The following is a 23240-nucleotide window of genomic DNA, read 5'->3' as shown; positions in this document are numbered from 1 at the left end:
CGGGCTACGGCAACCGAATTCGGGCAAAATATACCGCAAAGTGGGGCGTGCAGATTGCGGGAATGATTTTTCAAACACGCTCTAATACATCGAATATTAAGTAACTGCCATATTGACTTGTCTTGCAAAGAACCTTTTTCAAACCATTAATATACTGACACTCAGGCAACCTGCACGCCCCAGATTTTCTTTGTTTCCAGGCCTCTGCCAGGCTTTCCTGTTACACAGATGCTCTTATTTCTCCAGTTTCCAACACCATTATCCGAGAAACAGATTCCAGCACCATCTGCAGTCTTTTTCACCTGAATCTTCATTTCCAGATTCCGTACCTTGCCATACATCAAACTGGTCTTTACAAGCTCATCCAGATCTTTTTCCAGCTGTGCTTTATCCATATACACGCTAATCTTTTCCTCCGCCAGCTCTGCTTCCAGCCATTCCTGACCTGGTGTAAAGTATTTCTGTCTTGCCTTTACAAATTCATCTATAAAACTGTTAAGCTCCACTTTCTCATTTCTCTGTAATATCTTTCTCATAAAAGAAGCCTCCTTGCCTCAAAAAGCGTTACTGTTCGCTTACTTCGCAGCAACTCAAAAATATCATTCTTTTTTCCTTTTCTGAAAGATATTATAGCTGTCTATGTTAAATTCTGTGTATTGCCAATGTTAAACATATTTAAAATAATTATACCTATTGTAAAGAGCAATATTAAAGTATCTTTTTTATAAAAAATCCCGCAATCCGTTATCATCAATACGGACTGCGGGATTTTCCACTAAAAGGCTACGAGCCAGGGACTTTGGGGATGCGCTTTAAATTTTCCAGTACCCCGTACCACAAACAGCGCATTCAACCAGAGAACCGTCTTCTCTACTGAAAATTGTTTTCGCTTCTGTACTCCCACATTGTGGACAGCAGTTTCGCGCATTCTCCTCGCATCCTCCACCGGACACATTGTCCAACTCATCATCTGAAAGCTCTCTTTTTGTTATTTCGTCTTCCATCAAAAATATCCCTCCATCCAAAATCAATTAATTCTGTGTTTTGGTGGAAGTAGGATCCCAGTAGGTTGCACCGCAGCAGGCGCAGGTTACATAGGTGCAGCCATAAAGTGGCTCTCTGGAAGAAACCTCCGTACTTCCGCATTTCGGGCAGCTGTATCCTACGTCGCAGGAATCACCGCCTGTTACATTGTCCAGCTCATCATCTGAAAGTTCCTGGGTTACCGGGTGTAATCTGGCATACATTTCTTCTGCCTGTGCAGCATCAAGCTCCATGCCGTTTTCCTTCGCCAGTTTCTGAAGTTCTTCCACAGATCCGGTTCCCTTTGCAGCTTTTAAAACTTCCTTTGTCATTTTGTTCTCTGCCATAGTCAAGATTTACAGCCACCTTTTCCCCGGCAGGTCCACTCCATATGTATCTGCGGTCTGCATCATGCCTGAAAAAATGTGCTCTAAATTTCCATTAAATATCAATACCCGGATTATAAGCAATTTCCGTATAATTCTCATATTCCTGCAATGCACTGACAGTTTTCTCATAATATCCCTGTCCGAAAAACACACATTTGGAGGGATCTGCCCCCAGTTTGTCCCCGGTCAGCACAATTGCCAGTGCCCGGCATCCTCCCGCACAGTATTTGAAATACTTACAATTTCTGCATTTTCTGTCGTGCTCCCGGATTTTGTCCACAGTCGTACATACCTCACACAGATACTGGCTGGCACTTAGCAGATGCTTCAGAGATTCCTTTTTCACATTGCCAGGGATATCCCCATTCAGTTCGTAGGTGCCAGACAGCTGATGACAGGGAAATATATTTCCATTAGCAGCAACTGCCACCATGCCTCTGACCCCCTTGCATACTGGAAGCGAATCCCTGTATTCCTTTTCCCGGTACAAAACAGGAATCATCCCATAACTGCCAGATACAGGATACAGACGCAAAAACTGCCAGATGATCACATCCATTCTGCAGCCCGTTTTCATATATGCACTGGCAAATTCCAGCATTCTGTCATAATATTCCGTCAGTCCCAGAGCAGCATCACCTGCATTTTCCTTCCACCTTGGGGCCTCCGATGTGCGGATGATGCGCATTTTCCACACCCCAAGGCTGTCCATAAGCTTCGCTGTTTCCAGAAGCGTATCCAGATTGTGTCTGTGCACATTTGTCTGGATCATTACTGGAAAATCATTTGCCCTGCACAAACGGATGGCCCGGATTGCATCCTCCTCAGCTCCTTTTCGTCCACGAAGCCAGTCATGATGTCCGATTCCGTCAAAAGAGATCTTCATTAAAGGACGGATTCCTCTTTCCTTCATCTGGTCCAACACTCCCTGCCTGAGAAAATAGCCGTTGGTATTGATCTCTTCTACATACATTCCTCTTTCATAAATTCCCGTCAGGATGTCCATAAAATTCCTGTGAAGCATCGGCTCCCCGCCTGTGATGGTAAATGCATTTACCCCACATTCCCTCGCCTCATCCAGAAATTTTTCTGCTTCCTTCAGGAACCACTCGCTCATGGATGGGCATTGTCAGCTGCATTAAAGCAGTGAAGACAATTATAGTTACACTTCCCGGTTATCATCCAGTTTACTTTTGGAAAATACCGGTTCTCGCAATGTCTGTATTTCTGCCAGTCTGTCAGATTCTCTTCCCCTCTGCAGGGATGAATAAAGCCTCTGGCTGCCATAGTTTCCAATAAATCATCCGCCTCCTGCTCCCTTTTTCCGTCACAGGAACGCAAAAGCTCAAATTCTTCTTTTTTCAGCCCTTTGGCATATGGACTTCCCTTCCGGTAATATGCATAGGGAACCTGCTGCCAGGAGCGTAAGGCAATCCGGGAATCAAGTATATATCGCATAAAATATCCCCTTATCTCTTTTTATTACAGCGCATCCAGACGCTGCCGTTTTACCAGTTCTGCAAAAAAGCCGTTTTTCTCTAACAGTTCTTCATATTTTCCATCTTCAATGATTTTCCCTTTATCCAGCACAAGAATTCTGTCACACTGTTTAATAGTAGAAAGCCGATGGGCGATTACAATTCTGGTACACTTCAGACCATCCAGGGCTTCTGACACTTTTTTCTGGGTCAGATTGTCAAGGGCACTGGTGGCTTCATCAAGCATAAGCAGCCTGGGTTTTTGTGCAATAGCCCGGGCGATCATCAGTCTCTGCTTCTGTCCTCCGGAAATTCCGCCGAAGCCTTCAGAAATCATTGTATTCATTCCCATAGGCATTTTCCGGATATCCTCTGCAATACCCGCCAGTTCTGCTGCCTCCCAGGCATCCTTCTGTGTCAGCCATGGCGCCGAGATCACAATATTGGAATAAATATCCCCCTGAAAAAGCTTACCATTCTGCATGACTACGCCAATCTTCTGCCTGAGCGATTTCAGATCAATTTTATCAAGATTTTTTCCGTCATAATAAACGGCTCCCTTCATAGGTTTCTCAAATCCAAGGAGCAGACGCATAAGGGTGGACTTCCCGCAGCCAGTCTGGCCTACAATCGCCACATACTGTCCCGGGTGGATTTTCAAAGACAGGTCATCCAGTACAAGAGGCATGTTTTCGTTGTACCGGAACGATATATGATTCAGCTCGATCCCACCTGAAATCCCTGTAATCACCTGTTTTCCGCTGGAAACCTCGGGCACTGTCTCAAAAAGCGGCTTTACCATTTCCAGTGTAGGCCTTATCCTTGCTACTGTAAGAGCAATTCCTGCCAATGACAGAAAAGCTCCGGATACCATGCCGTATGCAGTATTAAAAGCATAGTAATCCGCTACGGAAACGCCAGACCGGATTGCTGCGTAATACATCACAATAGTACCCGCAAGAGAAATCCCTGTACTGATCACAGCATTTATTTTAATAAATACAGGAGGATTATATTTAAGTTTTGCTTCTTTGGCATATAAATCTCCCCATCTTGCAAAAGCCCTTTTCTCAGCCCCTGAAAGCTTTATTTTCTGGACACCAGTGATCATAGCGTATGTCATTCCATTTTCTTTTCCTGCAAGCTCCATCTGTCTTCTGGAAATTCCCATCTGTACCAGGGAAGAAATAACAGAAAACGCAACCGTCACCGCTACAATAGTCAGCGCCGGTGCCACAAGTGCCGGAGCAAACGCAAAAATCTGTGAGATATAGATAAGGGAAAAAACGGAAGTAATCCCTGTTGTAAATACGGTAGATACCAGCATATTGCAAAGTGAGTTGATCTGGCTGGCACGGCTGGACAACTCACCTGCGCTGTACTTTCTGAAAAAACCTGCCGGAAGGGACATTACCCTCATCATGGTTGCAGCCTCTACAGACAAGCTCAGCTTCGTTTCCACCCTGGCAGTTACCATCGCACTTACTGCCTCAAAAAGCAAGCTGCTTATTGCAGTGCACACCATAAAAACCGAAATTGCAAAAAACAGCTGCATGCTTCCAGAAGGCAGAACCTCCGAAAAAATAAGCTGGTTGATCTTCGGTGTCAGCATCCCCACAAAAGTCACTGCAAGTGCGGCAAGAACCATCATCCCGTAATCAGCCCCGGAAAGTGTCTCCATTATGTATTTCGCCAGAGAAAGGATTCCCATCTTTTTCATGGGAAAAGGTTTATAAAATGCAAGGGCCTCTTTTTCAAACAAATCTTCATTTCCATGGGTTATCTTTCTTCTTTTTCCAGCTTCAATGTCATAATAGCTGTAACCAGACACTTTTCCGGGAAGAAGAGCTACGATCTTTCCGGTTTCTTTCATAACGCCCAGCATGGCACCAATTGCATCCTTATACCAGCCTTTTTCCAGATAAACCGTGCGGCGCATGATTCCATAGGGGCGCATAAGGTATTCCAGCTGTTCATTCATATCCTCAATGGAATCCGGAACCTCCCTGCTTTTTACATGGTAAAATTTCAGGATCTCATCGATTTCATTCTTGGCAACAATACGGTCGTCATTCAGCGAGGCAAGCACCTTCTCCCCCATAACGGCACCTGCCATTTTCACAAAAGAATCTGCGAAAGCATCGTCATCGCTCTGCTTTCTAAGTTTTATCTGTTCGTCAAACCAGCCCAATGCTTCCGCCTCCTATTCATTTGATACCAGCATAGTGTACATTCCGCCGGCTCTCATAAGTTCTTCATGTGTTCCACGCTCCACGACTCTGCCTTCATCCAGCACAATGATCTCATCGCAGTCCCGGATGGTAGAAAGTCTGTGTGCGACCACAATACAGGCAACACCTCTGTCCTTTATAGATTTCACCACATTGTATTCTGTTTTTGCGTCAAGTGCACTGGTGGCTTCATCCAGAATAACAATGGTAGGATCCTGTGCCAGAACTCTGGCAATTTCCATTCTCTGGCGCTGTCCGCCTGAAAAATCCTTTCCACCTTCTGTCAGCCTGTACTGATAACCTCCCTCACGCATCATAATATCATCGTGAAGTTGTGCATCCCGTGCAGCCAGGATCATTTCAAAATCTTCGATGGAATTGTCCCACATTTTAATATTGTTCGCTATGGTGTCCTCAAACAGGATAATGTCCTGATCTACCACAGCCAGGGAACCGGTAAACACATTCCGGTCTATCTCTGATATCTTTTTACCGTCAAAAAGGATTTCGCCGCTCCATGGGGCATACAGACCTGATATCAGTTTGGACAAAGTGGATTTGCCGCAGCCGGAAGGTCCAACAAAAGCGACTCTGCTGCCCGGCTTCAGGGACAAATTGAAATCCCTTATCAGCGGCTGGGCAAGCCTGGAGTAGCCGAATGTGACATTTTTCAGTTCAATGTGACCGGATAATTTTCTGTACTCCTCTTCCGGACTGGATTCTGTTTGCAACAGGCTTTCCGAATGATTTTTCAAACAGGCTTCAGGCTCTTTCCCATCTGCTTTTCCCCATATAACGTCTTCCGGATAATTCATAATATCCTCGACACGCTCCATATCCGTACGCATTTCCTGTAAAGTCTGACCTGCTGCGATGAGACTGGCTGCCGGAGCCATAAACGAATTCAGAAAGCCTTGAAATGCCAGGATCATACCCACAGTAAACCTTCCCTGCATTGCAAAAAACACTCCTGTCATCAGAACTGCTGTGTTGCACAGAGTACTGATAAGCCCGGGAAGAAGTCCCAGCACACTGTTCAGTTTCCGGAATTTTACTGCTCCTGTATTGGCTCCGGCCTGATAACCTGCCCATTTTTCAAAAAAGCCATTTTCTGCGCCGGTAGCCTTAATGGTTTCGATCATCTCAATACCAGCCACGGCTGCACCTGCAAGTTTGCCTGCATTTTTCAGCTGGACACGGGCAATGTTTACCCTTTTTTTCGATATTATGTTAGAAAGAAGCAGATTCAGAAATACAGAGGTTACACCCATCAGCGTAAGAACAGGACTGTACCTTATCATAACCACCAGATAAAAAATCATCATCAGCGAATTCAAAACCAGCGGCGCAAACGTATTCACTAGCCCTTCTGCAACAGAAGCATTGGTATTCTTGCGTACCTGAATATCCCCTGCCATGCGCTGTGAAAAAAATTCTACAGGCATTCTCAGTATTTTCCACATAAAGGTGGCATTTCCAACCATATCCAGCTTTCCATTGATCTTCAGGGAATATACCTGCTGAATCCACATAACAGTCAACTGTACCACTCCCATGAGAATCATTCCTATGAGAAAAGGAAATACCCAGTCCGGATTCTCTCCGGTCAGCAGCCGATCCATAAAAATACGGGAAAAAGCAGGATTTATAATGCCGATCAAGGAAGAGATCAATGTAGTAAGGACAACAAATGCAATCGCTGTGCCTGTGCCTTTTAAGCGTCTTTTCGCATAACGAAGTACAGAGGCTGGCTTTCCTCCTGGCTCAAAATTCTCAGAAGGCTCAAACTGCAGACTGATTCCGGTAAAAGCTTCATCAAAAGCCTCCATTGAAACCGCATAGGTTCCTTTGGCAGGATCATTTATAACAGCTTTATTTCCTCGAAAGCCATCCAGTACCACGAAATGATTAAAATTCCAGTGGATGATACAGGGAAAACGACCTGTTTTCTTCAGATCTTCCGGTTCATAGCGGTATCCTTTGGCTGTAAGCCCATAGCTTCTTGCAGCTTTCAGTACGTTTTTTGCACTGGAACCGTCACGGGATACGCCGCAATCGAAGCGAACCTGCTCCAATGGAATCCACTTCCCATAGTAGGCAAGTATCATGGCAAGACTTGCTGCACCGCATTCCAGAGCCTCCATCTGCATGACTACAGGAACCTTCGCCACCCCTTTTGTAATCGGCTGTTTTACTTTTTTCTCAGCACTCATTATGGTCACCTCAATTTATTACAAATGACATAGGTGACACCCGGTTCGTAACAAGCTCTACCTTGTAGATTCCGTCTGCCAGCCCTGTATGGATGGTTGCTGTGTATACGCTTTCATCCACTGCAAAAGCAGCACTTTCCAACTGTTCCTCTTTTAGCTTCACAGGGATTTCGGATATCTCCGCAATTTCATATTCTTTCCCATCTATATACACTGGAGTTCCTTTTTTGACATTCCGGATATCTGTTTCTTTTATATAACATGTGATTTTTCCTGCTTTTGCAGTTCCCACAGTCTCTGTTTTTGTATCAAGATGACCGAATATCCCCCACACGCACACCCCGGCCAGCAGTATGATGACAGCCGCCAGAATCATCCATATGCCCGGGTTTGCCACCCGGATATAATCGTTCAGCTGCTCCGGGGAGGAAATCCGGTCCAGACTTTTTTTCCGAAATATCTGATCACTCATAACCTGCAGCCTCCTTTTTGCTTATAGTTATTATCTTTCATTTGTCTTGCGTCCCCGCTTTAACTCTATCCTGCATCTCTGTTTTAACTCTATCCTGAAAGCGATTTCTATATACACAATTATTTCCGTCTGTTAATATACCCAAGTTCCCAGAATGCCACTGCACTTGCGGCAGCCACATTTAAGGAATCCACACCGTGAGACATGGGAATTTTCACTGTATAATCGCAATCTGCAATCGTCTGTGAGGAAAGCCCGTCTCCCTCTGTTCCGAGAACAATAGCCAGCTTCTCTTCTGCTTGAAGTGTCTGGTTGTCAATTCCCACAGAGTCATCACGCAATGCCATGGCAGCTGTTTTAAACCCCATATTTTTCAGCAGCTGCATTCCCTCTCCGGGCCAGGCAGTTTTTTTCAAAAGTGTTCTGCATTTTAAATCCATTTTCCAATTCCGTTTTCGTTATTTATTCTACTTGTAATTGTAAGAGAATATGGATGAAAATGCAATATATTTGTCCTCAACAGGCAGATTTTTAGAAAAATACAAAAAAAGCCCCGAAAACCTTATAATCACTGTGAAACGTAGTGTTTATAAGGCTTTCAGGGCCTTTAAATACTTAAATTCAGACTTATTAAAATAATAGAAAGAAAACTTAAGTTAATGGATTATTTACCCATCTGCTTTGCGAAGTATTTGTGAACAGGCTTTATTTATATGGATTTGCGCGGTTCTGCCCATAAAGCTTACGCAAATTTGACGCAACTTACTGAATAAACTGGGGGTTCTGAACTTATTCTAATTCGGAATGGATCCGGCTCTTTTTTTCATACCTACCAGCCAAACGCATCACGAATCAGTGCCCCCGTTTCCCCGTCTATGTAAAACAGTTCCTGTTCGTCCGGGGAATCTTTCCACTGGTAAGGGCAGCGAAAGCTCCAGACAGGTCTGTATGTGATTCCGTCTGCGGTTTCATCAATATAGTATTCCAAACATATTTTTGTAACTGGAATCGTGGTGGATTCTGTTTCCTCCGCAGTGTCCTGTTCCGTGAAGAGACCAATTTGGCCTTCTTTTACATATTGTTCCACTGACTTCATAATTTCTTCCATTGGAAGCATAGTAACTGTTTCTTCCACTTTCAACTGAAGCGGAATCGGTATGTTGAAATAACAGTCTTCAGGCGCAGGGCCAAAGCCTGCAGTTTCCAGATAACCATGCTGAGAAAGCCCGCCCACCGGGATCCCATTCAACAGAATCTCTGTATCGTAATAATCATATCCCTCCGTCATGTTGCTGATTGATTTTCTTACATACTGCTGTTTCCGGATCATATTTCTCATTCGCTCCCGTAGCATCTGAAGGATTTTCTGAGTCTGTTGTTTCCTGTGTACTCTCTTCCGTAGAATCCGAAATGGGTTCTACACCAGTATCTTCCGCCTGCATCTTTCCTTCTTTTCTGTATTTTTCTATAATATCCCGTACTTCATCATTTAACGGAAGGGTTACTGTAAGGGTCTGCGGCGTATATCCTCTGTAAGCATCCTCCGCAGGCAGTGCATAAGCCAGCATTCCTTCTGAATCTGTAAAAGAACCAGTTTTAAAAATCTTTCTGAAAGCTTCATCATCTTTCCAGGTGTAATAGATCCTGCCGTTATAATCCGGATATGCCTGAATGGTCATGGAAACCTCTACCTGGGAATCTTCATTTAATATTTTCTCTGTCAAAGCATCATCATACAGGGTAATATGTCCATAATAGAGATCTTCCCCGTCTATCTTATTCAAAGTTGCAAGTGCATCTTCTCCATTCACTGTCGCATGGTCACGGCAGCTGAGCGTATAATTCTCCACCGCCCCGGAAGGATCTCCAAGAAAGCTGAAACCGCTGCCATCAAAATACGCTTCTGTAACAGACAGCATAGACTGGTTCCAATCCCTCTCCTTTGGCGTTATATGATAAGAAGTCACATCTTCCACATTTTCTGCAGTTGAATCAGGTTCTGTGACAACCATTTGAACAGCTTCCTGTTCTGTAACCCCCTGCTGCTCCAGTTCTTTGTGAAGCCATCCAAGTTTTGTTGCAAGTACGCCGGTGCTGACGCCTAATACAGCAGCCACAGGAAGAAGAATCCGGATTATTTTTTTCTTATTCCCTAAATTTTTTGATCTTCCTTTATCTGATTTTACAATTAGATTCTTCGTGCTGCTCATTCTCTCATCTGGAGAATCCAAAATTCCCTTCAGAACATCTTCCATAGCTTTATCAATATTGTCCGGTATCACAGTTTCTTCTTTTAAAATTTTTCTGATTTCTTTTTCATCCATAGTCTTCACCTCCTGATCACCTTTTTTAATTTTGCTCTTGCCCGGGAAAGTTTGGTTGATACGGTGTTGCTGTTCATTTCAAGAAGATTACCAATTTCCTTTACGGAAAATTCATCAAAATAATAGAGTTCCACGATTTTCCGGCTTTCTTCATCCAGACATAAAAGCAATTGTTTCCATTCGCAGAGATCCAGATCTTCACACTGTACACCTTCTGAGAAATTATCCAGTTCCGTGTCATGGTTCTTTTGACGGAGAATGTCTTTGCATTCATTTATCAGAATCCGCATCAGCCAGGTTTTAAAATATTTCACTTCCCTTAATCCCTGTATCTTTTCATAACAGGACAGGATCGTATTTTGCAGTGCATCTGCAATGTCCTGTTCGTTCCGAAGATAAACCCAGGCAGCTTTATACATGCTCTGCTTATTTATCCAGATCAGCTGAACGAACGCTTCTTTATCTCCATTTTTAGCAGCTGTTACCAAAGCCTCCATTTTATTCCCCCTTTTTGTTTTTATAACTATTAGACTTAAAATATGGGAATTTGCTTTCAAAAATTTTTTATTTTTACAAAACAAGACACAGGCAATCGAAACTTGACTGTCTGTGTCCTTTTTATATCTGACTATCATTCTTAAATGTTATTTTGTACAGCAGTTCAACCCTTTCGTTTACATCTGCCTTCCCTGATATTGCACTGTCAATACAAATACTTTTTTCTTGTTTTCATCAACTTTAAAAATAGCAATATAATTGTCAATGATCAGCTGTTTATATTCTTTTCCGGCATAGCGGCCCACCAGACGGTCCTGGTGCGATTTTGGAAACAGTTCCAGCTTTTTTATTGCCTGCCAAATCCGATCCGTCTGTTCTTTTGCAGTTTCAGGTGACAATTTTTCAAGTGCAATATAAGCATAAATATCATGAATATCCCGGTACGCTCTTGGATACAGCATTATCTCATATTTATCCATAATATTTCTTGTTGAGCTGTTCCATTGCACTTTCTAATGAAATCGGCTCTGCTCCTTCTGTTACTTCCTGTTCTGCTTCATAAATTGCCTGATCAATCTTGTTTGTCTGGGCAAAACGTTCATACAGCTCTGAACTCATTACAACTAAGTCACTATATCCATTTTTCGTAATAAATATTGGTTCCTGCTTTTTATGTGCCAGTTCCGATATTTCACTGGTTTTTCTTAAATCTCTAATCGGCATAATTGTTGGCATAATGAACACCTCTCTTTCTTGTGCTATAATTGTATCATAATTATGAGTCGGTGTAAATTCTTATTCTAGAATTTTTGAAAATTATGTATGAACTTCCAGAAATTTTCCGCCTAAAACTCGCACCACAGCCGCAGCTGTGGTGCATTCTTGTCTATTATTTTTTATAACCTTACGACAACTAAAATCTATTCTTAGATCTCGAAATTTTAATTTTTCCGTTTTAGTATTCTGAATCTGAAAAGACTTTACACCTATGCCTAAACATGACACAATCCAGTCAATCATGTTCTCTTCATGATCCTCAAATGTCAAAATCAACATTTTCCCAATATGCTTCACCTTGCAAACGTTTATATCTAATTTCTAATTCAAATGCGCTATACGTGCCATAACTTCTTCCATTGTAATCTGTCTCACAGTTTTAATCCTGCCATCATCTTCCCGTTTCACTATCAGATATATCTTATTATCTTTTGCCTCCTTGCTTCCATTCTGGTAAAAACTTCCATCCTCGTCCATTAGTAAATGAACTTCTTTTCCATGCCACATCCAGCTACCTGTCGCAGAATCGAGGTCTATGCCATTCTGCTTATATTCCTGAATCTTTATTTCTGAATTAAGATTATCTCCTACTACACAGGTACCCTCTGCTGTTTCCACTGCATTTTCAACTGTATCCTTCTGTTCCGCATAATTTGACACCACATCTTCTGTCACTACTGCTGTTTCCGTCGCTGACCCATCATTGGCTTCCGTTACTGTTTCCTCATCGTAAGCAAACATATGAATACTACTTCCCGTTTCTGTATCCACAGCTTCTTGTACATAAGATGATTCTTTTCCAGCCGCTGCTTCCAACGCTTCCATTTCCTTTGTCCGCTGGTCATATTCTTCCTGTGTAGCAATCCGAACGCCCGTTAATCTGTAATCGTCTTCCCTTACCGTATAGACATCAATTTCACCTTCCGGCATCTGGATCGACTTATAAGTATCCTCAAGCTGTCGGTCAATCAGCCATCTTACGGTTTTCCCCTGATAATACAGTGTATCACTGTCTGCATCATAAGTAACACCGTAGCATTCAAGATAAGCAAGTTCATTACGCATTTCTTCCTTATGCCAGTCGGATAATTTTTCCTTTTCTTCCTCTGTCAGATTGGAAGATGAAGAATCTTCGGAGATAAATACCTTTCCTCCCATATCATATCCGTAAGTCATTGCCTGCACACTGTAGCCGCATACTGCCACAGATAAGGTAGTTCCCATTAATAAAGCTGCAATTTTTCTTTTCATTGTACATCCAACTCCTTTACATTTTTTATTATGTCCATACCATACCATTGAATTTTGTAATGTAATTGGAGTTTATATGTGATTCGTGTGTGATTTATAGAGAAAAGGAAAAACAAACCCCATCACATGTATTACCCATACGATAGCTTGCTCCATGCTGGTCCAAGATCATTTTTACAATATAAAGACCCAATCCGCTTCCACCGGTCTGGCGGTTACGGGACTGTTCCACACGATAAAATGCTTCAAACAAATGGACTAATGCTTCTTCCGGAATAAACACCCCGGTATTTTCAATCTGGCAATATACCGTCTCGGTATCTGTTCCCGGTTTCAGCAAAACTCTGATATGATTTCCTTTTTCTTCCGGCGTATAACGGATGGCATTAAGCAGAAGGTTAGAAAAAACTTTGTCCATCATCACCGGATTCACATCTGCATACAAATGTTCTGGGATCTCCACTTGCAGTTCCAGTTTTTTATTTTCTATCAGTTCAGCCATATCAGCAATCTGCAAGCGGAGCTGTTCTGCTATATCGGTCTTTTGTGTAATAAATTTGTTATTCTCGATCCGTGAAACAGTCAGAAGTTCCTTTACCATGTCTTCCATTTTTTCTGTGGTTTCCAGTGACCGCTGCAAATAGTAATTTCTGTCCCTGTATTCCCCTACTCCCTGCAGCATTCCGGACAAGTGCCCTTTCAATATTGTAATCGGTGTTTTCAGTTCATGGGACACTGCTGAAAAAAATGCAATTCTCTTTTTCTCTATCTTGCGTTCCATTTCGATATCTGACTTAAGCTTTTCATTTGCACTCTTCAGTTCTTCCAATGCTCGTGAGAGGTTTTTGGAAAGCTCATTCAAGCTTTCCCCTAATACTCCTACTTCATCTGTTCTTTTCCCCTGATAGGAACTGTCAAAATCAAGCGCAGCCATATTTTGAGCCAGTTGACTTAACCTAACGATCGGAAATGTCAAATAAAGGGATGCCCCCAGTGCAAACAATATGGAAACTATAATAGCGATTCCAAGGATATACGGCAGTATCTGATATAATATTTCAAGAGCCTGATTGACTGGCTGCATTCCCCCAGAAACAATCATTGTATATGTTTCTCCACCCACTTTAACGCTGTACCGTTTCACTGCTGAATTATCTCCGACTTCTGCAATTCCATCAGCCTGTTGGACGACATCCTCTGTTACGACGTCCGCCTGGCCGATTACTCCCTCTTCATAGGCCGCATTTTCTTCCTGTACGATAGTGGTTTGCTCTGCGCTATTTTCGTGTGTCAATATCATATCACCCATATAACCCTGCTCTACCACACCATTATCCAATACATCTTCTGTCACGGCTGTACTCTCAGCCGGCCATATCCTATTTCCCTGTTCATCCAAAATCACGACTGAAACTTTCGAACCTGCTTCAAACAATTCAATGGCATAAGAAGCTTCATTAATCGTTTCATAAGAATGAATGGTTTCAATCATTTCCTGTGAAACCGAATCAATATCCTTCTGTAGCTGTTTACTATAATAGGTTGGAAGGAATCCTACAATTACCGCATATGTAATTCCACTGGATACTGCCAGTAAGACAGCAATCAGTGTGCAAATTTTTATGGTCAGACTGTTTTTAATTCTCTTTATCAATCCGGTATCCCACCCCTCTTATTGTACTAATCAGATTTACTCCCAGCTTTTTGCGGATATTCTTAATATGTGTATCCACAATTCGCTCTTCCCCATAATAATCTTCTCCCCATACCATATTTAGAAGTTTCTGGCGTGTCAAAACGATTCCTTTGTTAATCAGCAGAACATATAGCATTTCAAATTCTTTCTGTGTTAATTCAACCTCTATCTGTTCTCCCTTTTCTGCTTTACAAATATAAACATGATGCCCCTTCACATCCACGCTTAACGTTTTATAAGAAATCACCTGCAATTCATCTTCTCTTTGTGTCCTTCTCAAGATTGCTGCAATTTTTCTCAATAAAATGGGTATAGAAAACGGCTTGGTGACATAATCATCTGCATTCATATCAAAGCCTTTGATCTGATACGCTTCTTCATCTAATGCCGTAAGCATGATAATTGGTACATTCGATTCTCTACGGATTAATTCACATACTCCAAAACCGTCTATCTTTGGCATCATAACATCCAACAGCACAAGATCAAACTCGCCATTGTGAAATTTTGCAATCCCATCCACACCATCATACGCCAGTGTAACTGCATATCCTTGATCTATCAAATAGTTTTCTAATATTTTCTGAATGTCATCCTCATCTTCAACAACCAATATTCGATACATAAAATCACTCCCCACAATTTCTTTTTAATATTTCCTGTAATTATACATTAGATATATGGAGTTACGATGGAGTTAATAAAAAATATAGAATTATTTTCACACATAAAATCTATATCATTATAATAAAACCATTTTCTTTTCATGGCAATGCGTTTTAATCATTCCGATGTTACAACATAATTGGCTAAGTAATCGGAACACTACTCCAAGATTGATAGTGGTAGTGGTCTTTCCTCCACCTTCCTGCAGACATTCTGGCTTCACACTGCCATTTTTAAAATCATAAATTTTGTTAACGTGTTTTCGTGTATCTCTGTCAATTCCAAGACAATATACCAATGCTTCATGATATACGTCTTTCCATCTGCATTTAGGCAGATATTCCAAATAGAATTCCTTATGTTCTTTGCTCATAAAAGTTATTGTGCGAGCATCCTCGCCAGCTGCGCCTATCGCTGTACTTGCCATATTGATTTCCTCCTTATGCAATTAGTTTTTAAGTTTATAATTTGATTTTTGAAAATTATGGCGATCTGATGAAACCGCTGATAATTTGAGTAACTTCGCTGAAGATTGCAAGCCTTTGCTTTTACTCAGTTTTTCCTTACTCAATACTCAATTTTTGGAGATTCTTGGTGATTTCCAGCGATGCTTGGCGGTATTTAGGACTTTTTTAGAAAAATATAGAAAAAAGCCCCGAAAACCTTATAATCACTGTGAAACGTAGTGTTTATAAGGCTTTCAGGGCCTTTAAATACTTAAATTCAGACTTATTAAAATAATAGAAAGAAAACTTAAGTTAATGGATTATTTACCCATCTGCTTTGCAACTTCCTCAGCAAAGTTCTCTTCTTTCTTCTCGATTCCGTCTCCGGTCTCGTAACGAACGAAGCCTTTGATTGTAATCTTAGCGCCGTTCTCTTTAGCAACCTGTGCTACATAGTTGCCAACAGACTGTTTTCCATCTTCAGCTTTAACATAAACCTGATCAAGAAGGCAGATCTCTTTAAGCTCTTTCTTGATACGTCCTGCGATCATTCCCTGGATAACCTTCTCCGGTTTCTGGGATTCCTTAGGATCGTTCTGGATCTGAGCCATAAGGATTTCTTTCTCATGCTCGATATACTCAGCGCTTACTTCGCTGTCGCTTGTGTAAAGAGGTTTCAGAGCTGCAACCTGCATTGCAACGTTCTTAGCCATCTCTTTAACAGCGTCGTTTACAACATCTGTCTCAACGTCAACAAGAACGCCGATCTTTCCACCCATATGTGTGTAGGAAGCAACGAAACCGTTCTCCTCTTTCATCTGAGCGAATCTACGGATGTTCATGTTCTCACCGATAACTGCGATCTGAGCTGCAAGAGCTTCTTTAACAGTCTTAGTGGTATCAAGTGCCCATGCCTCTGCAAGGAAAGCATTGATATCAGCTGCTGTAGTTGTCAGAGCCTGAGCAGCAACATCTGCAACATACTGCTGGAATTTCTCGTTCTTAGCAACGAAGTCTGTCTCGGAGTTAACCTCAACAACAACTGCGTTTTTAGCATCGTCAGCAACAAGTGTCTTGCAAAGACCCTCTGCTGCAACACGGTTTGCTTTCTTCTGAGCGGTAGCAAGACCTTTCTCGCGAAGGAACTCTACTGCTTTATCCATATCGCCTTCTGTAGCTGTAAGAGCTTTCTTACAGTCCATCATACCAGCGCCGGTCATCTCTCTTAACTCTTTTACCTGTGCTGCTGTAATAGCCATTTTCATTTCCTCCTGATGATAGTGTGTTGTAAGGACCTGTCCGTCAGCTGTGGATATGCCTATGCAGGCATAGCTCATTCACAGCTGATGTCCAGAATTTTCACAAATTATTCCTCTGTAGCGAACTCTTCAGACTCAGCCTGGATTTCTCCCTCAGCGTCTGTCTGTCCCTGGTTTGCTTCGATAACTGCGTCAGCCATCTTGGAAACGATCAGTTTTACAGCACGGATAGCGTCATCGTTACCCGGGATTACGTAATCCAGTTCTTCTGGGTCACAGTTAGTATCGCAGATTCCGATAAGCGGAATTCCCAGTGTATGAGCTTCCTGAATACAGATCTTTTCCTTCTTAGGATCTACTACGAAGATAGCATCTGGAAGTCTCTTCATTTCTTTGATACCGCCAAGGTTCTTCTGAAGTTTATCTAATTCTTTTCTTAAAGCGATAACTTCTTTCTTAGGCAGAACATCGAATGTTCCATCAGACTCCATGGTCTCAATTTCTTTCAGTTTCGCAATACGGCTCTGGATAGTCTTGAAGTTGGTAAGCATACCGCCTAACCATCTCTCATTTACATAGAACTGTCCGCAACGCTCAGCCTCTGTCTTGATAGCGTCCTGAGCCTGTTTCTTAGTACCAACGAAAAGGATATTTCCGCCGTTAGCTACGATATCAGCGATTGCATTATAAGCATCGTCAACCATTCCTACAGACTGCTGTAAGTCGATGATATAGATACCATTTCTCTCTGTGTAGATGTATGGAGCCATTTTAGGGTTCCATCTTCTTGTCTGATGTCCGAAATGAACACCTGCCTCTAAAAGCTGTTTCATTGAAATAACGCTCATGTCTTTTTCTCCTTTTGGTTAAATTCTTCCGCATGAATCCTTTTCCTCTCGGACCCAGCCTCACACCGCAGGGCACCATCCTGGGAATCTCCATGCGTGTTTGATGGTTTACAACTTTTGCATTATAACATGACAAAACCCTCCGTGTAAAGAGGGTTTTTGCAAATTTTTCCGCTATTTTTTTCGCTATTTTACAATGAAAGTCCCAGACGGCAGCCATGAATGAGCCAGGCTTGCATGAGCGAATTCATGGATATCGGGCGGGCTATACCGTATGAGTAAGTAGGACGATAGCCCGAATTACAAATACAGTCAACAGCTGCAAAGCAGCTGACTTTCATATTCAACAATATTTGCGTAAGCAGACATACCCTTTTAGGAGTTTTCGCATTTCAGCGCCGCCAGTTCATCAGGCGTCAGTTCCCTGGCCTTTCCTTTCGGCAGGTCATCTGGCAAAGTCAGCGCCCCCATAGAAATCCGTTTCAGATAAATTACTTTCTTTCCAACAGCTTCCATCATTCGCTTCACCTGATGAAAACGGCCCTCGTGGATTGTCAGAAGAATTTCAGAACACCAGATGCTGCCCTCCGGATCTGCCTTATGTCCTGCAGCATTTGAATTGGCTATCACTGCTCCTGATTCACCTTCGACCTTTTTACGGTCATCATCCTCTTTCCATGTACTGAGAATCTCCAGCTTCCCCGGCAAGGTCGGCTCCTCATCTCCAATATCCACACCTAGCCGGATCTTCTCTATATCCTCCGGCACCACTTTTCCTTCCGTCACCGCGAAATACGTCTTATCCACATGTTTCTTCGGGGAAAGCAGTCTGTGGGCAAGCTGTCCATCATCTGTAATAAGAAGCAAGCCTTCCGTATCCTTATCAAGACGTCCTACCGGAAAAAGATTCCGTCTGCCATCCTTTGGCACCAGATCCAGAACTGTCTTTTCCCTGGTATCTTCTGTGGCACTTACATATCCGGCAGGCTTGTGCAAAAGATAGTACACAAACTCTGCCCTTGCTCCAATATGCTCTCCGTCAAATTCTACCACATCCGTCTCCGGATCTATTTTCAGTTCCGGCTTTTTCGCCTTCTCACCATTTACCTGAACCAATCCCTTCTGGATCAGCTTCTTCACTTCCGTTCTCGTACCTGCTCCTGAATCCGCCAGAAATCTGTCCAATCTCACTGCTTTTCCCATTCTTTATAGTAGCTCTCCTTCTTTATTCCTTTTCAAAAACCTCAAAGGATAATGCCCGCTGTGAATCCTCTTTCATAAATTCCGGAACATCCTTCGCCATTATGGACCACGCTGCCTCTGATTCCACTCCGTCAATCACAACCTTCAGTCTGACCCATTTATCAGCTTCCCTTTTTTCCCAGAATGGCACCATCTGGTAACATCTCAGAACCTTTTTCAGTTCTTCCAGCTGTTCCGGCTGATCGTAAACCACAGGAGAAGAATATTCATTGTGCTCCTCATTCATATAATATTCCACTTCCACAGCGCTCAGCTTCACATCCTCCATAGAGACAGGATACCCTGTTTCCTTCAAAATTTCAACTGTCCTTTTGAACTGCGGGAATACATAAAAGCATGCGGAAAAATAATAGTCTCCGGTTCTGCCAGGCACCATGGCATCAACAGATTCTGCAGATGGTACTCCGGAATACTCAATGTTCAGGCTTGCACATGGCTCTCCGGTCAGCACTTCCGGATCCGCCTCCTCTACATCCTGACGAAATGCATCCACCAACAGCTGTCTCTTTGCCTTATTGTCCTGGAAAAGGGAAATAGATTCTCCTGTAATAAAATCACAGCGCACCTCATCCACATATTTATCATCCAGCTTTAAAATGGAATAGCGCTCAGACTTTAAGGTTCCCTCCGCATATCCCTCTTTATACAAGTTCTTCTGATTCTCTGTGCTGACCATATAAGAGCGATAAACAGTTTTTCCGGATTTCAGGTCATAACGCATCTGAAGTCTTGATGTATCGTTAGAAGAATCCCATATATCGCCGTTCCACAGCGCTCTGTTGTCACTATCTTCTGAAAGGGATCGGCATATAACCTTGTTTTCCTTCACAATCTGCTCCACACATGCATAAATATCAGGACTAATGCCCAGATTATTGCCCAGAAGATCTCCATTCCTATAATATCCGGAATCCTGTGTGGAAATCTTGCCATCTTCATTTATTTCAACGCTATAAGTATTCTCCCATCCACCGCCATCCATAAATTCAGCTGCAATATTTTCGATTTTATCATAAGAAGGGATATAGTTGTCGTATCCAGTCAGGTCAAATAAGAACATACAGGCCACAAATGCTACACAGGCCCCGCTTACCACAAACTGTATTTTATTGGAGAAAAATTTTCGGAAATCCCTGTAATAAATAATTCCCATGATTCCACCTGAAAGAAGGGTTCCAAAAATCAATCCGAAAATCCACCATACAATTCTGGAATTGTCACTTGGAAGCATATAGAAAATAAGTCCGATTCCAAGTCCTCCGGGAACCACAATCATAAATCTTATGATTGTGCCAACCCATGGAAAAACAAAGGCCATACCGGTTCTTTCGGATTTTCTGTTTACAAATGCATAATATCCAAGAACGCCAAAAGCGATTGTCACCAGAAGCACAATTCCCAGAATGCCACCATAATTTCCTTCTGCATATTTTCCCACAAAGGTGTAGGCAAGGATGACTGGTGACGCCATTTCTCTCAAGCCTTTTATAAAGCCATAGACACCTACACTGCTGGTATAATAAAAGACTTTTTCGTAAAACTGCAGAGTAACAGAAAGCACCGGTCCATAAGCAGCCACTGCAATAAGCAGAAGAGCTCCCATAAGCAGATGGCCGGTAATGCAGATTACAAACACAACCGAAAAATACAAAAGCAGATATAAAAGCAAATGAAATACCATCATCAAAAATGCCAGTTTCATAAGATGAAGGCTGAAAAATCCCCTCATTGCCCCGATGCAGACGGAGAAAAATTCCATTGCCAGATATGGAAGCAAATAATACAAAAGGGACTGCAAAGTCTTATGCCAGAACATTCTGCTTCGTTTCACCGGAAGACTGTGATAGAAATCAATTTTCCGCGGTGAATAAAGATACCAGAACTGGCTGATTCCGTTAAACAATGCTGCAGTTGCCGCAACTGCAAGTCCGGTGAGCATAAATCCATCCCGCCACAGATTTGCATAAAGTGCATTGATCTCACTGGTGGTGTATCCCATTCCAAACCAGTTTCCCAGCATGATCAGCTCTGCCACCGGAAATGCCAGAAGAAATCCGATGGTCACAAAAGCCGGAATCCACATCATGCCTTTTGATGACACCTTCATATATCTGCTAGAATAAATTTTTGATTTCATAGCCTGCCACCTCCGTTTCACTGATAAAAATTTCCTCCAGGGTCAGAGGAAGCACCTCCATAAAGAGAGGATTTTTGGCCTGGATCTTCTCTATGATCTCACTTCTGGTTCCCCGGGCTGTTATCATAAGAAGAGAACCCTGATGCTGCACCTTCAAAACCTGAAGTTCCTTTTCCAGTTCTTTTTCCTGCTGTCTTCCACTAAGCACACACTGGATCTTGTGAATGTGAAATTTCATGTCTTCCAGATCTTTGGAAAGAAGAATCCCCCCTTTATGCAAAAGCCCGACATGGTCACAGATATCTTCCAGTTCGCGCAGATTGTGAGACGCGATCACAGGCGTAAATTCCCGGTTCATGATCTCCGCTGCAAACAGGCTCTTTACAGCCTGACGCATTACCGGATCAAGGCCATCAAAGGTCTCATCGCAAAACAAATATTTCGTTGCCGCGCACACACCGATGATTACCAGAACCTGTTTTTTCATACCTTTGGAAAAAGTTGCAATTCTGCGATTTTCTTCCAGATGAAATTGTTCCATCAGTTCATGGAAAAACCTGGTTCGAAACTGAGGATAGAAGTTCCGGTAAAAGCGCACCAGATCCATTGCTGTATAATTTGCCGGAAAATAACTGTCATCTGAGATATAGAAAAACAGTTTCTTTGCTTCTTCATTTTCATACACTGGCATACCGTCAATCTGGATTTCCCCTTCATCTGGCCTTATAATTCCAGCCATCATCCGAAGCAGGGTGCTTTTCCCGGTGCCGTTACTGCCCACAAGACCAAACACTTCCCGCACTCCAACATCCAGAGTTGCTTTATTGACCGCTTTGACAGTGCCAAACGCCTTACTGCATTCTTTGACTTCTATCATGGCTTCTCCTCCTTGTAACACTCCCTAATAATGTAGATCAGCTCTTCCGCTTCCATTCCCATAGCCTTTCCCTTCCGGATCAGGGTTTTCAGTTCTTTTATATAGGAAGCTTTGCTAAGTTTACGCACTTCTTCACTGTCTGCGATAAAGTTTCCTGTTCCTTTAACCGGGTAGATCAGTCCCTCCTGTTCCAGCTGCATGTAAGCACGCTGGATGGTGTTGGGGTTGATCGATAATTCCATGGCCAGCTGCCGCACAGAGGGCATTCTGGAGCCTGGCTCCAGTACTCCCATCAGGATCAGATTCCGAAATTTCTCCTCCACCTGCTCGTACAGTGGCCTTCTGTCCTGATAATCCAAAACGATCATAGACATGCTTCCTCCTTTCTAAGTGTATTAATACATTTAATACCCTTAAGATAGCATATGTGTACTTTAAATTCAAGACGGGAAATTCTTAAATGTTTATAAAGTGGAATGCGCCAACAAAAAACCTTCTCACAATCTCCCCTGTTTTTCCAGGATTTTGTAAGAAGGTCTTCTATTTTTCTTAATATATTTCTGATTATGCTTTATATCAGCCTCGTACATCCTCGTTTCTGATAATTCTTATAGCATCTCCAGATACCATAAGTTCCTGCAAAAACAAGAAACAGATTCAGTGCAATTACGGATGTGGCTCCTGTATGATCCAGCATGTACAGCATCACATCACTGACCAGCAGGCTCCAGATATTTGCCCCCATATGAAGAAACACACTGGCAAACAGATTTCCTCTCCATTCCAGGAGCAATGCGAAAAGCAATCCCATAATAGTTGCATACACTCCCTGGAGCAGATTCATATGGTAAATTCCAAATGTCAGTCCTGAAAACAGTGCAGCTGTGATCACGCGCATATTATCTCTCATACGAAGAAATACCAGCCAGCGGAAAATAACCTCTTCTGCAAAAGGTGCTGCAATCCCCATCCAGAAAATCAGACTCCAGATACTTTTCCCCTCGGAAATCAGGGACTGAGTTTCCTGATAAGCTTCCGGATTCAAATATTGCTGAAAAAGCCCTACCAGAATGTTTCCATATTGACCAAGAAATGCGCCAATTATAAGAAACCCTAGAATTTCAGGAACAGGAAGGTGACGATCAGCTGCAGGATATAATATCCCGGTTTCTTTTCTTCTTGAAAAATCGCCCCGATACAACAATATGCAGGGAACTGCAGCCAAAATCCCTGTCAGACCAGTCAGCATAAGCACATGCTGGTAATATGCACTCATATCTGCGCCAGTCCGCTGCACCAGAAAATACAGTCCCAGATAGGAGACAAGCTGGGAAAGCACAAAATGGATTCCCACCGGATACAGACACTTCCATGCCAAAACCGGCATTTTCT

The 23240-nt window shown here is 42.6% G+C and carries 25 protein-coding genes and 1 pseudogene; all 26 read right to left on the bottom strand.

Annotated features, from left to right (window positions below):
• On the bottom strand, nucleotides 1–74 hold a 74-nt coding region (locus AB5642_RS08285), incomplete at its 3' end, for a DUF6783 domain-containing protein (protein ID WP_368371538.1).
• Between the two features lie 87 nt (nucleotides 75–161).
• Nucleotides 162–536 (bottom strand): hypothetical protein, encoded by a 375-nt coding sequence (locus AB5642_RS08280; RefSeq protein WP_148461890.1) that lies wholly within the window; start codon nucleotides 534–536, stop codon nucleotides 162–164.
• 276 nt (nucleotides 537–812) lie between these two features.
• Nucleotides 813–1004 carry a bacteriocin gene (locus AB5642_RS08275; protein WP_118579498.1) on the bottom strand — a complete coding sequence of 64 codons (192 nt, stop codon included), beginning with the start codon at nucleotides 1002–1004 and terminating at the stop codon, nucleotides 813–815.
• Between the two features lie 27 nt (nucleotides 1005–1031).
• Nucleotides 1032–1355 (bottom strand): bacteriocin, encoded by a 324-nt coding sequence (locus tag AB5642_RS08270; protein ID WP_173715921.1) that lies wholly within the window; start codon nucleotides 1353–1355, stop codon nucleotides 1032–1034.
• A 109-nt stretch (nucleotides 1356–1464) separates the two neighbouring features.
• Nucleotides 1465–2529: a radical SAM protein gene (locus AB5642_RS08265; protein WP_173715920.1), complete on the bottom strand. Its 1065-nt coding sequence runs from the start codon at nucleotides 2527–2529 to the stop codon at nucleotides 1465–1467.
• Nucleotides 2526–2870, bottom strand: coding sequence for a hypothetical protein (locus AB5642_RS08260; protein ID WP_173715919.1), 345 nt, complete (start codon nucleotides 2868–2870; stop codon nucleotides 2526–2528). The genes AB5642_RS08265 and AB5642_RS08260 overlap by 4 nt, the downstream gene beginning before the upstream one ends.
• 24 nt (nucleotides 2871–2894) lie before the next feature.
• Nucleotides 2895–5081, bottom strand: a complete 2187-nt coding sequence (locus AB5642_RS08255; protein ID WP_195380011.1) for an NHLP bacteriocin export ABC transporter permease/ATPase subunit — start codon at nucleotides 5079–5081, stop codon at nucleotides 2895–2897.
• Between the two features lie 12 nt (nucleotides 5082–5093).
• On the bottom strand, nucleotides 5094–7334 hold the full coding sequence (locus tag AB5642_RS08250; protein WP_195380010.1) for an NHLP family bacteriocin export ABC transporter peptidase/permease/ATPase subunit: 2241 nt from the start codon (nucleotides 7332–7334) through the stop codon (nucleotides 5094–5096).
• Nucleotides 7335–7344: 10 nt separating this feature from the next.
• Nucleotides 7345–7806 carry a hypothetical protein gene (locus AB5642_RS08245; protein ID WP_173715916.1) on the bottom strand — a complete coding sequence of 154 codons (462 nt, stop codon included), beginning with the start codon at nucleotides 7804–7806 and terminating at the stop codon, nucleotides 7345–7347.
• 119 nt (nucleotides 7807–7925) lie between these two features.
• Nucleotides 7926–8216: pseudogene (locus tag AB5642_RS08240) on the bottom strand (TrmH family RNA methyltransferase); the annotation flags it as partial.
• A 419-nt stretch (nucleotides 8217–8635) separates the two neighbouring features.
• Nucleotides 8636–9136 carry a hypothetical protein gene (locus AB5642_RS08235; protein WP_227199047.1) on the bottom strand — a complete coding sequence of 167 codons (501 nt, stop codon included), beginning with the start codon at nucleotides 9134–9136 and terminating at the stop codon, nucleotides 8636–8638.
• Entirely contained in the window at nucleotides 9078–10130 is a 1053-nt protein-coding gene (locus AB5642_RS08230; RefSeq protein ID WP_237925803.1) for a hypothetical protein, read from the bottom strand. The genes AB5642_RS08235 and AB5642_RS08230 overlap by 59 nt, the downstream gene beginning before the upstream one ends.
• A gap of 5 nt (nucleotides 10131–10135) precedes the next feature.
• A complete protein-coding gene (locus tag AB5642_RS08225) occupies nucleotides 10136–10627 on the bottom strand; it encodes an RNA polymerase sigma factor (RefSeq protein ID WP_195392085.1) in 492 nt (163 codons plus the stop codon).
• Nucleotides 10628–10804: 177 nt separating this feature from the next.
• A complete protein-coding gene (locus AB5642_RS08220; protein WP_173715914.1) occupies nucleotides 10805–11107 on the bottom strand; it encodes a type II toxin-antitoxin system RelE/ParE family toxin in 303 nt (100 codons plus the stop codon).
• Nucleotides 11100–11363 (bottom strand): type II toxin-antitoxin system prevent-host-death family antitoxin, encoded by a 264-nt coding sequence (locus tag AB5642_RS08215; RefSeq protein WP_118579486.1) that lies wholly within the window; start codon nucleotides 11361–11363, stop codon nucleotides 11100–11102. The genes AB5642_RS08220 and AB5642_RS08215 overlap by 8 nt, the downstream gene beginning before the upstream one ends.
• A gap of 363 nt (nucleotides 11364–11726) precedes the next feature.
• Nucleotides 11727–12656 (bottom strand): hypothetical protein, encoded by a 930-nt coding sequence (locus AB5642_RS08210; RefSeq protein ID WP_118579480.1) that lies wholly within the window; start codon nucleotides 12654–12656, stop codon nucleotides 11727–11729.
• Between the two features lie 94 nt (nucleotides 12657–12750).
• Nucleotides 12751–14310 (bottom strand): HAMP domain-containing sensor histidine kinase, encoded by a 1560-nt coding sequence (locus tag AB5642_RS08205; protein ID WP_173718325.1) that lies wholly within the window; start codon nucleotides 14308–14310, stop codon nucleotides 12751–12753.
• Nucleotides 14294–14977: a response regulator transcription factor gene (locus tag AB5642_RS08200; protein ID WP_173718324.1), complete on the bottom strand. Its 684-nt coding sequence runs from the start codon at nucleotides 14975–14977 to the stop codon at nucleotides 14294–14296. Before AB5642_RS08200 ends, AB5642_RS08205 begins: the two co-directional genes overlap by 17 nt.
• A gap of 117 nt (nucleotides 14978–15094) precedes the next feature.
• Nucleotides 15095–15445 carry a DUF6075 family protein gene (locus AB5642_RS08195; RefSeq protein WP_118579471.1) on the bottom strand — a complete coding sequence of 117 codons (351 nt, stop codon included), beginning with the start codon at nucleotides 15443–15445 and terminating at the stop codon, nucleotides 15095–15097.
• 339 nt (nucleotides 15446–15784) lie between these two features.
• Nucleotides 15785–16723: a translation elongation factor Ts gene (gene tsf, locus AB5642_RS08190; protein WP_368371537.1), complete on the bottom strand. Its 939-nt coding sequence runs from the start codon at nucleotides 16721–16723 to the stop codon at nucleotides 15785–15787.
• A 107-nt stretch (nucleotides 16724–16830) separates the two neighbouring features.
• Nucleotides 16831–17571 carry a 30S ribosomal protein S2 gene (gene rpsB / locus AB5642_RS08185; RefSeq protein ID WP_118579468.1) on the bottom strand — a complete coding sequence of 247 codons (741 nt, stop codon included), beginning with the start codon at nucleotides 17569–17571 and terminating at the stop codon, nucleotides 16831–16833.
• Nucleotides 17572–17946: 375 nt separating this feature from the next.
• Entirely contained in the window at nucleotides 17947–18774 is an 828-nt protein-coding gene (locus AB5642_RS08180; RefSeq protein ID WP_195477823.1) for a pseudouridine synthase, read from the bottom strand.
• Between the two features lie 22 nt (nucleotides 18775–18796).
• The gene (locus AB5642_RS08175; RefSeq protein WP_368371536.1) at nucleotides 18797–20971 is read right to left on the bottom strand and encodes a DUF6449 domain-containing protein; all 2175 of its coding nucleotides are present in this window, start codon (nucleotides 20969–20971) and stop codon (nucleotides 18797–18799) included.
• Entirely contained in the window at nucleotides 20949–21848 is a 900-nt protein-coding gene (locus AB5642_RS08170) for an ABC transporter ATP-binding protein (protein ID WP_368371535.1), read from the bottom strand. Before AB5642_RS08170 ends, AB5642_RS08175 begins: the two co-directional genes overlap by 23 nt.
• Nucleotides 21845–22216 carry a GntR family transcriptional regulator gene (locus tag AB5642_RS08165; RefSeq protein WP_148461901.1) on the bottom strand — a complete coding sequence of 124 codons (372 nt, stop codon included), beginning with the start codon at nucleotides 22214–22216 and terminating at the stop codon, nucleotides 21845–21847. Before AB5642_RS08165 ends, AB5642_RS08170 begins: the two co-directional genes overlap by 4 nt.
• A gap of 203 nt (nucleotides 22217–22419) precedes the next feature.
• A complete protein-coding gene (locus AB5642_RS08160; protein WP_173718318.1) occupies nucleotides 22420–23235 on the bottom strand; it encodes a CPBP family intramembrane glutamic endopeptidase in 816 nt (271 codons plus the stop codon).
• Nucleotides 23236–23240: the final 5 nt, after the last annotated feature.

The sequence above is a fragment of the Ruminococcus sp. 1001136sp1_2201st1_G3_2201SCRN_220225 genome, assembly GCF_040924365.1.
Taxonomy (GTDB): Bacteria; Bacillota; Clostridia; order Lachnospirales; family Lachnospiraceae; genus Blautia_A; species Blautia_A faecis.
This window is presented reverse-complemented; position numbering and strand designations above follow the sequence as displayed.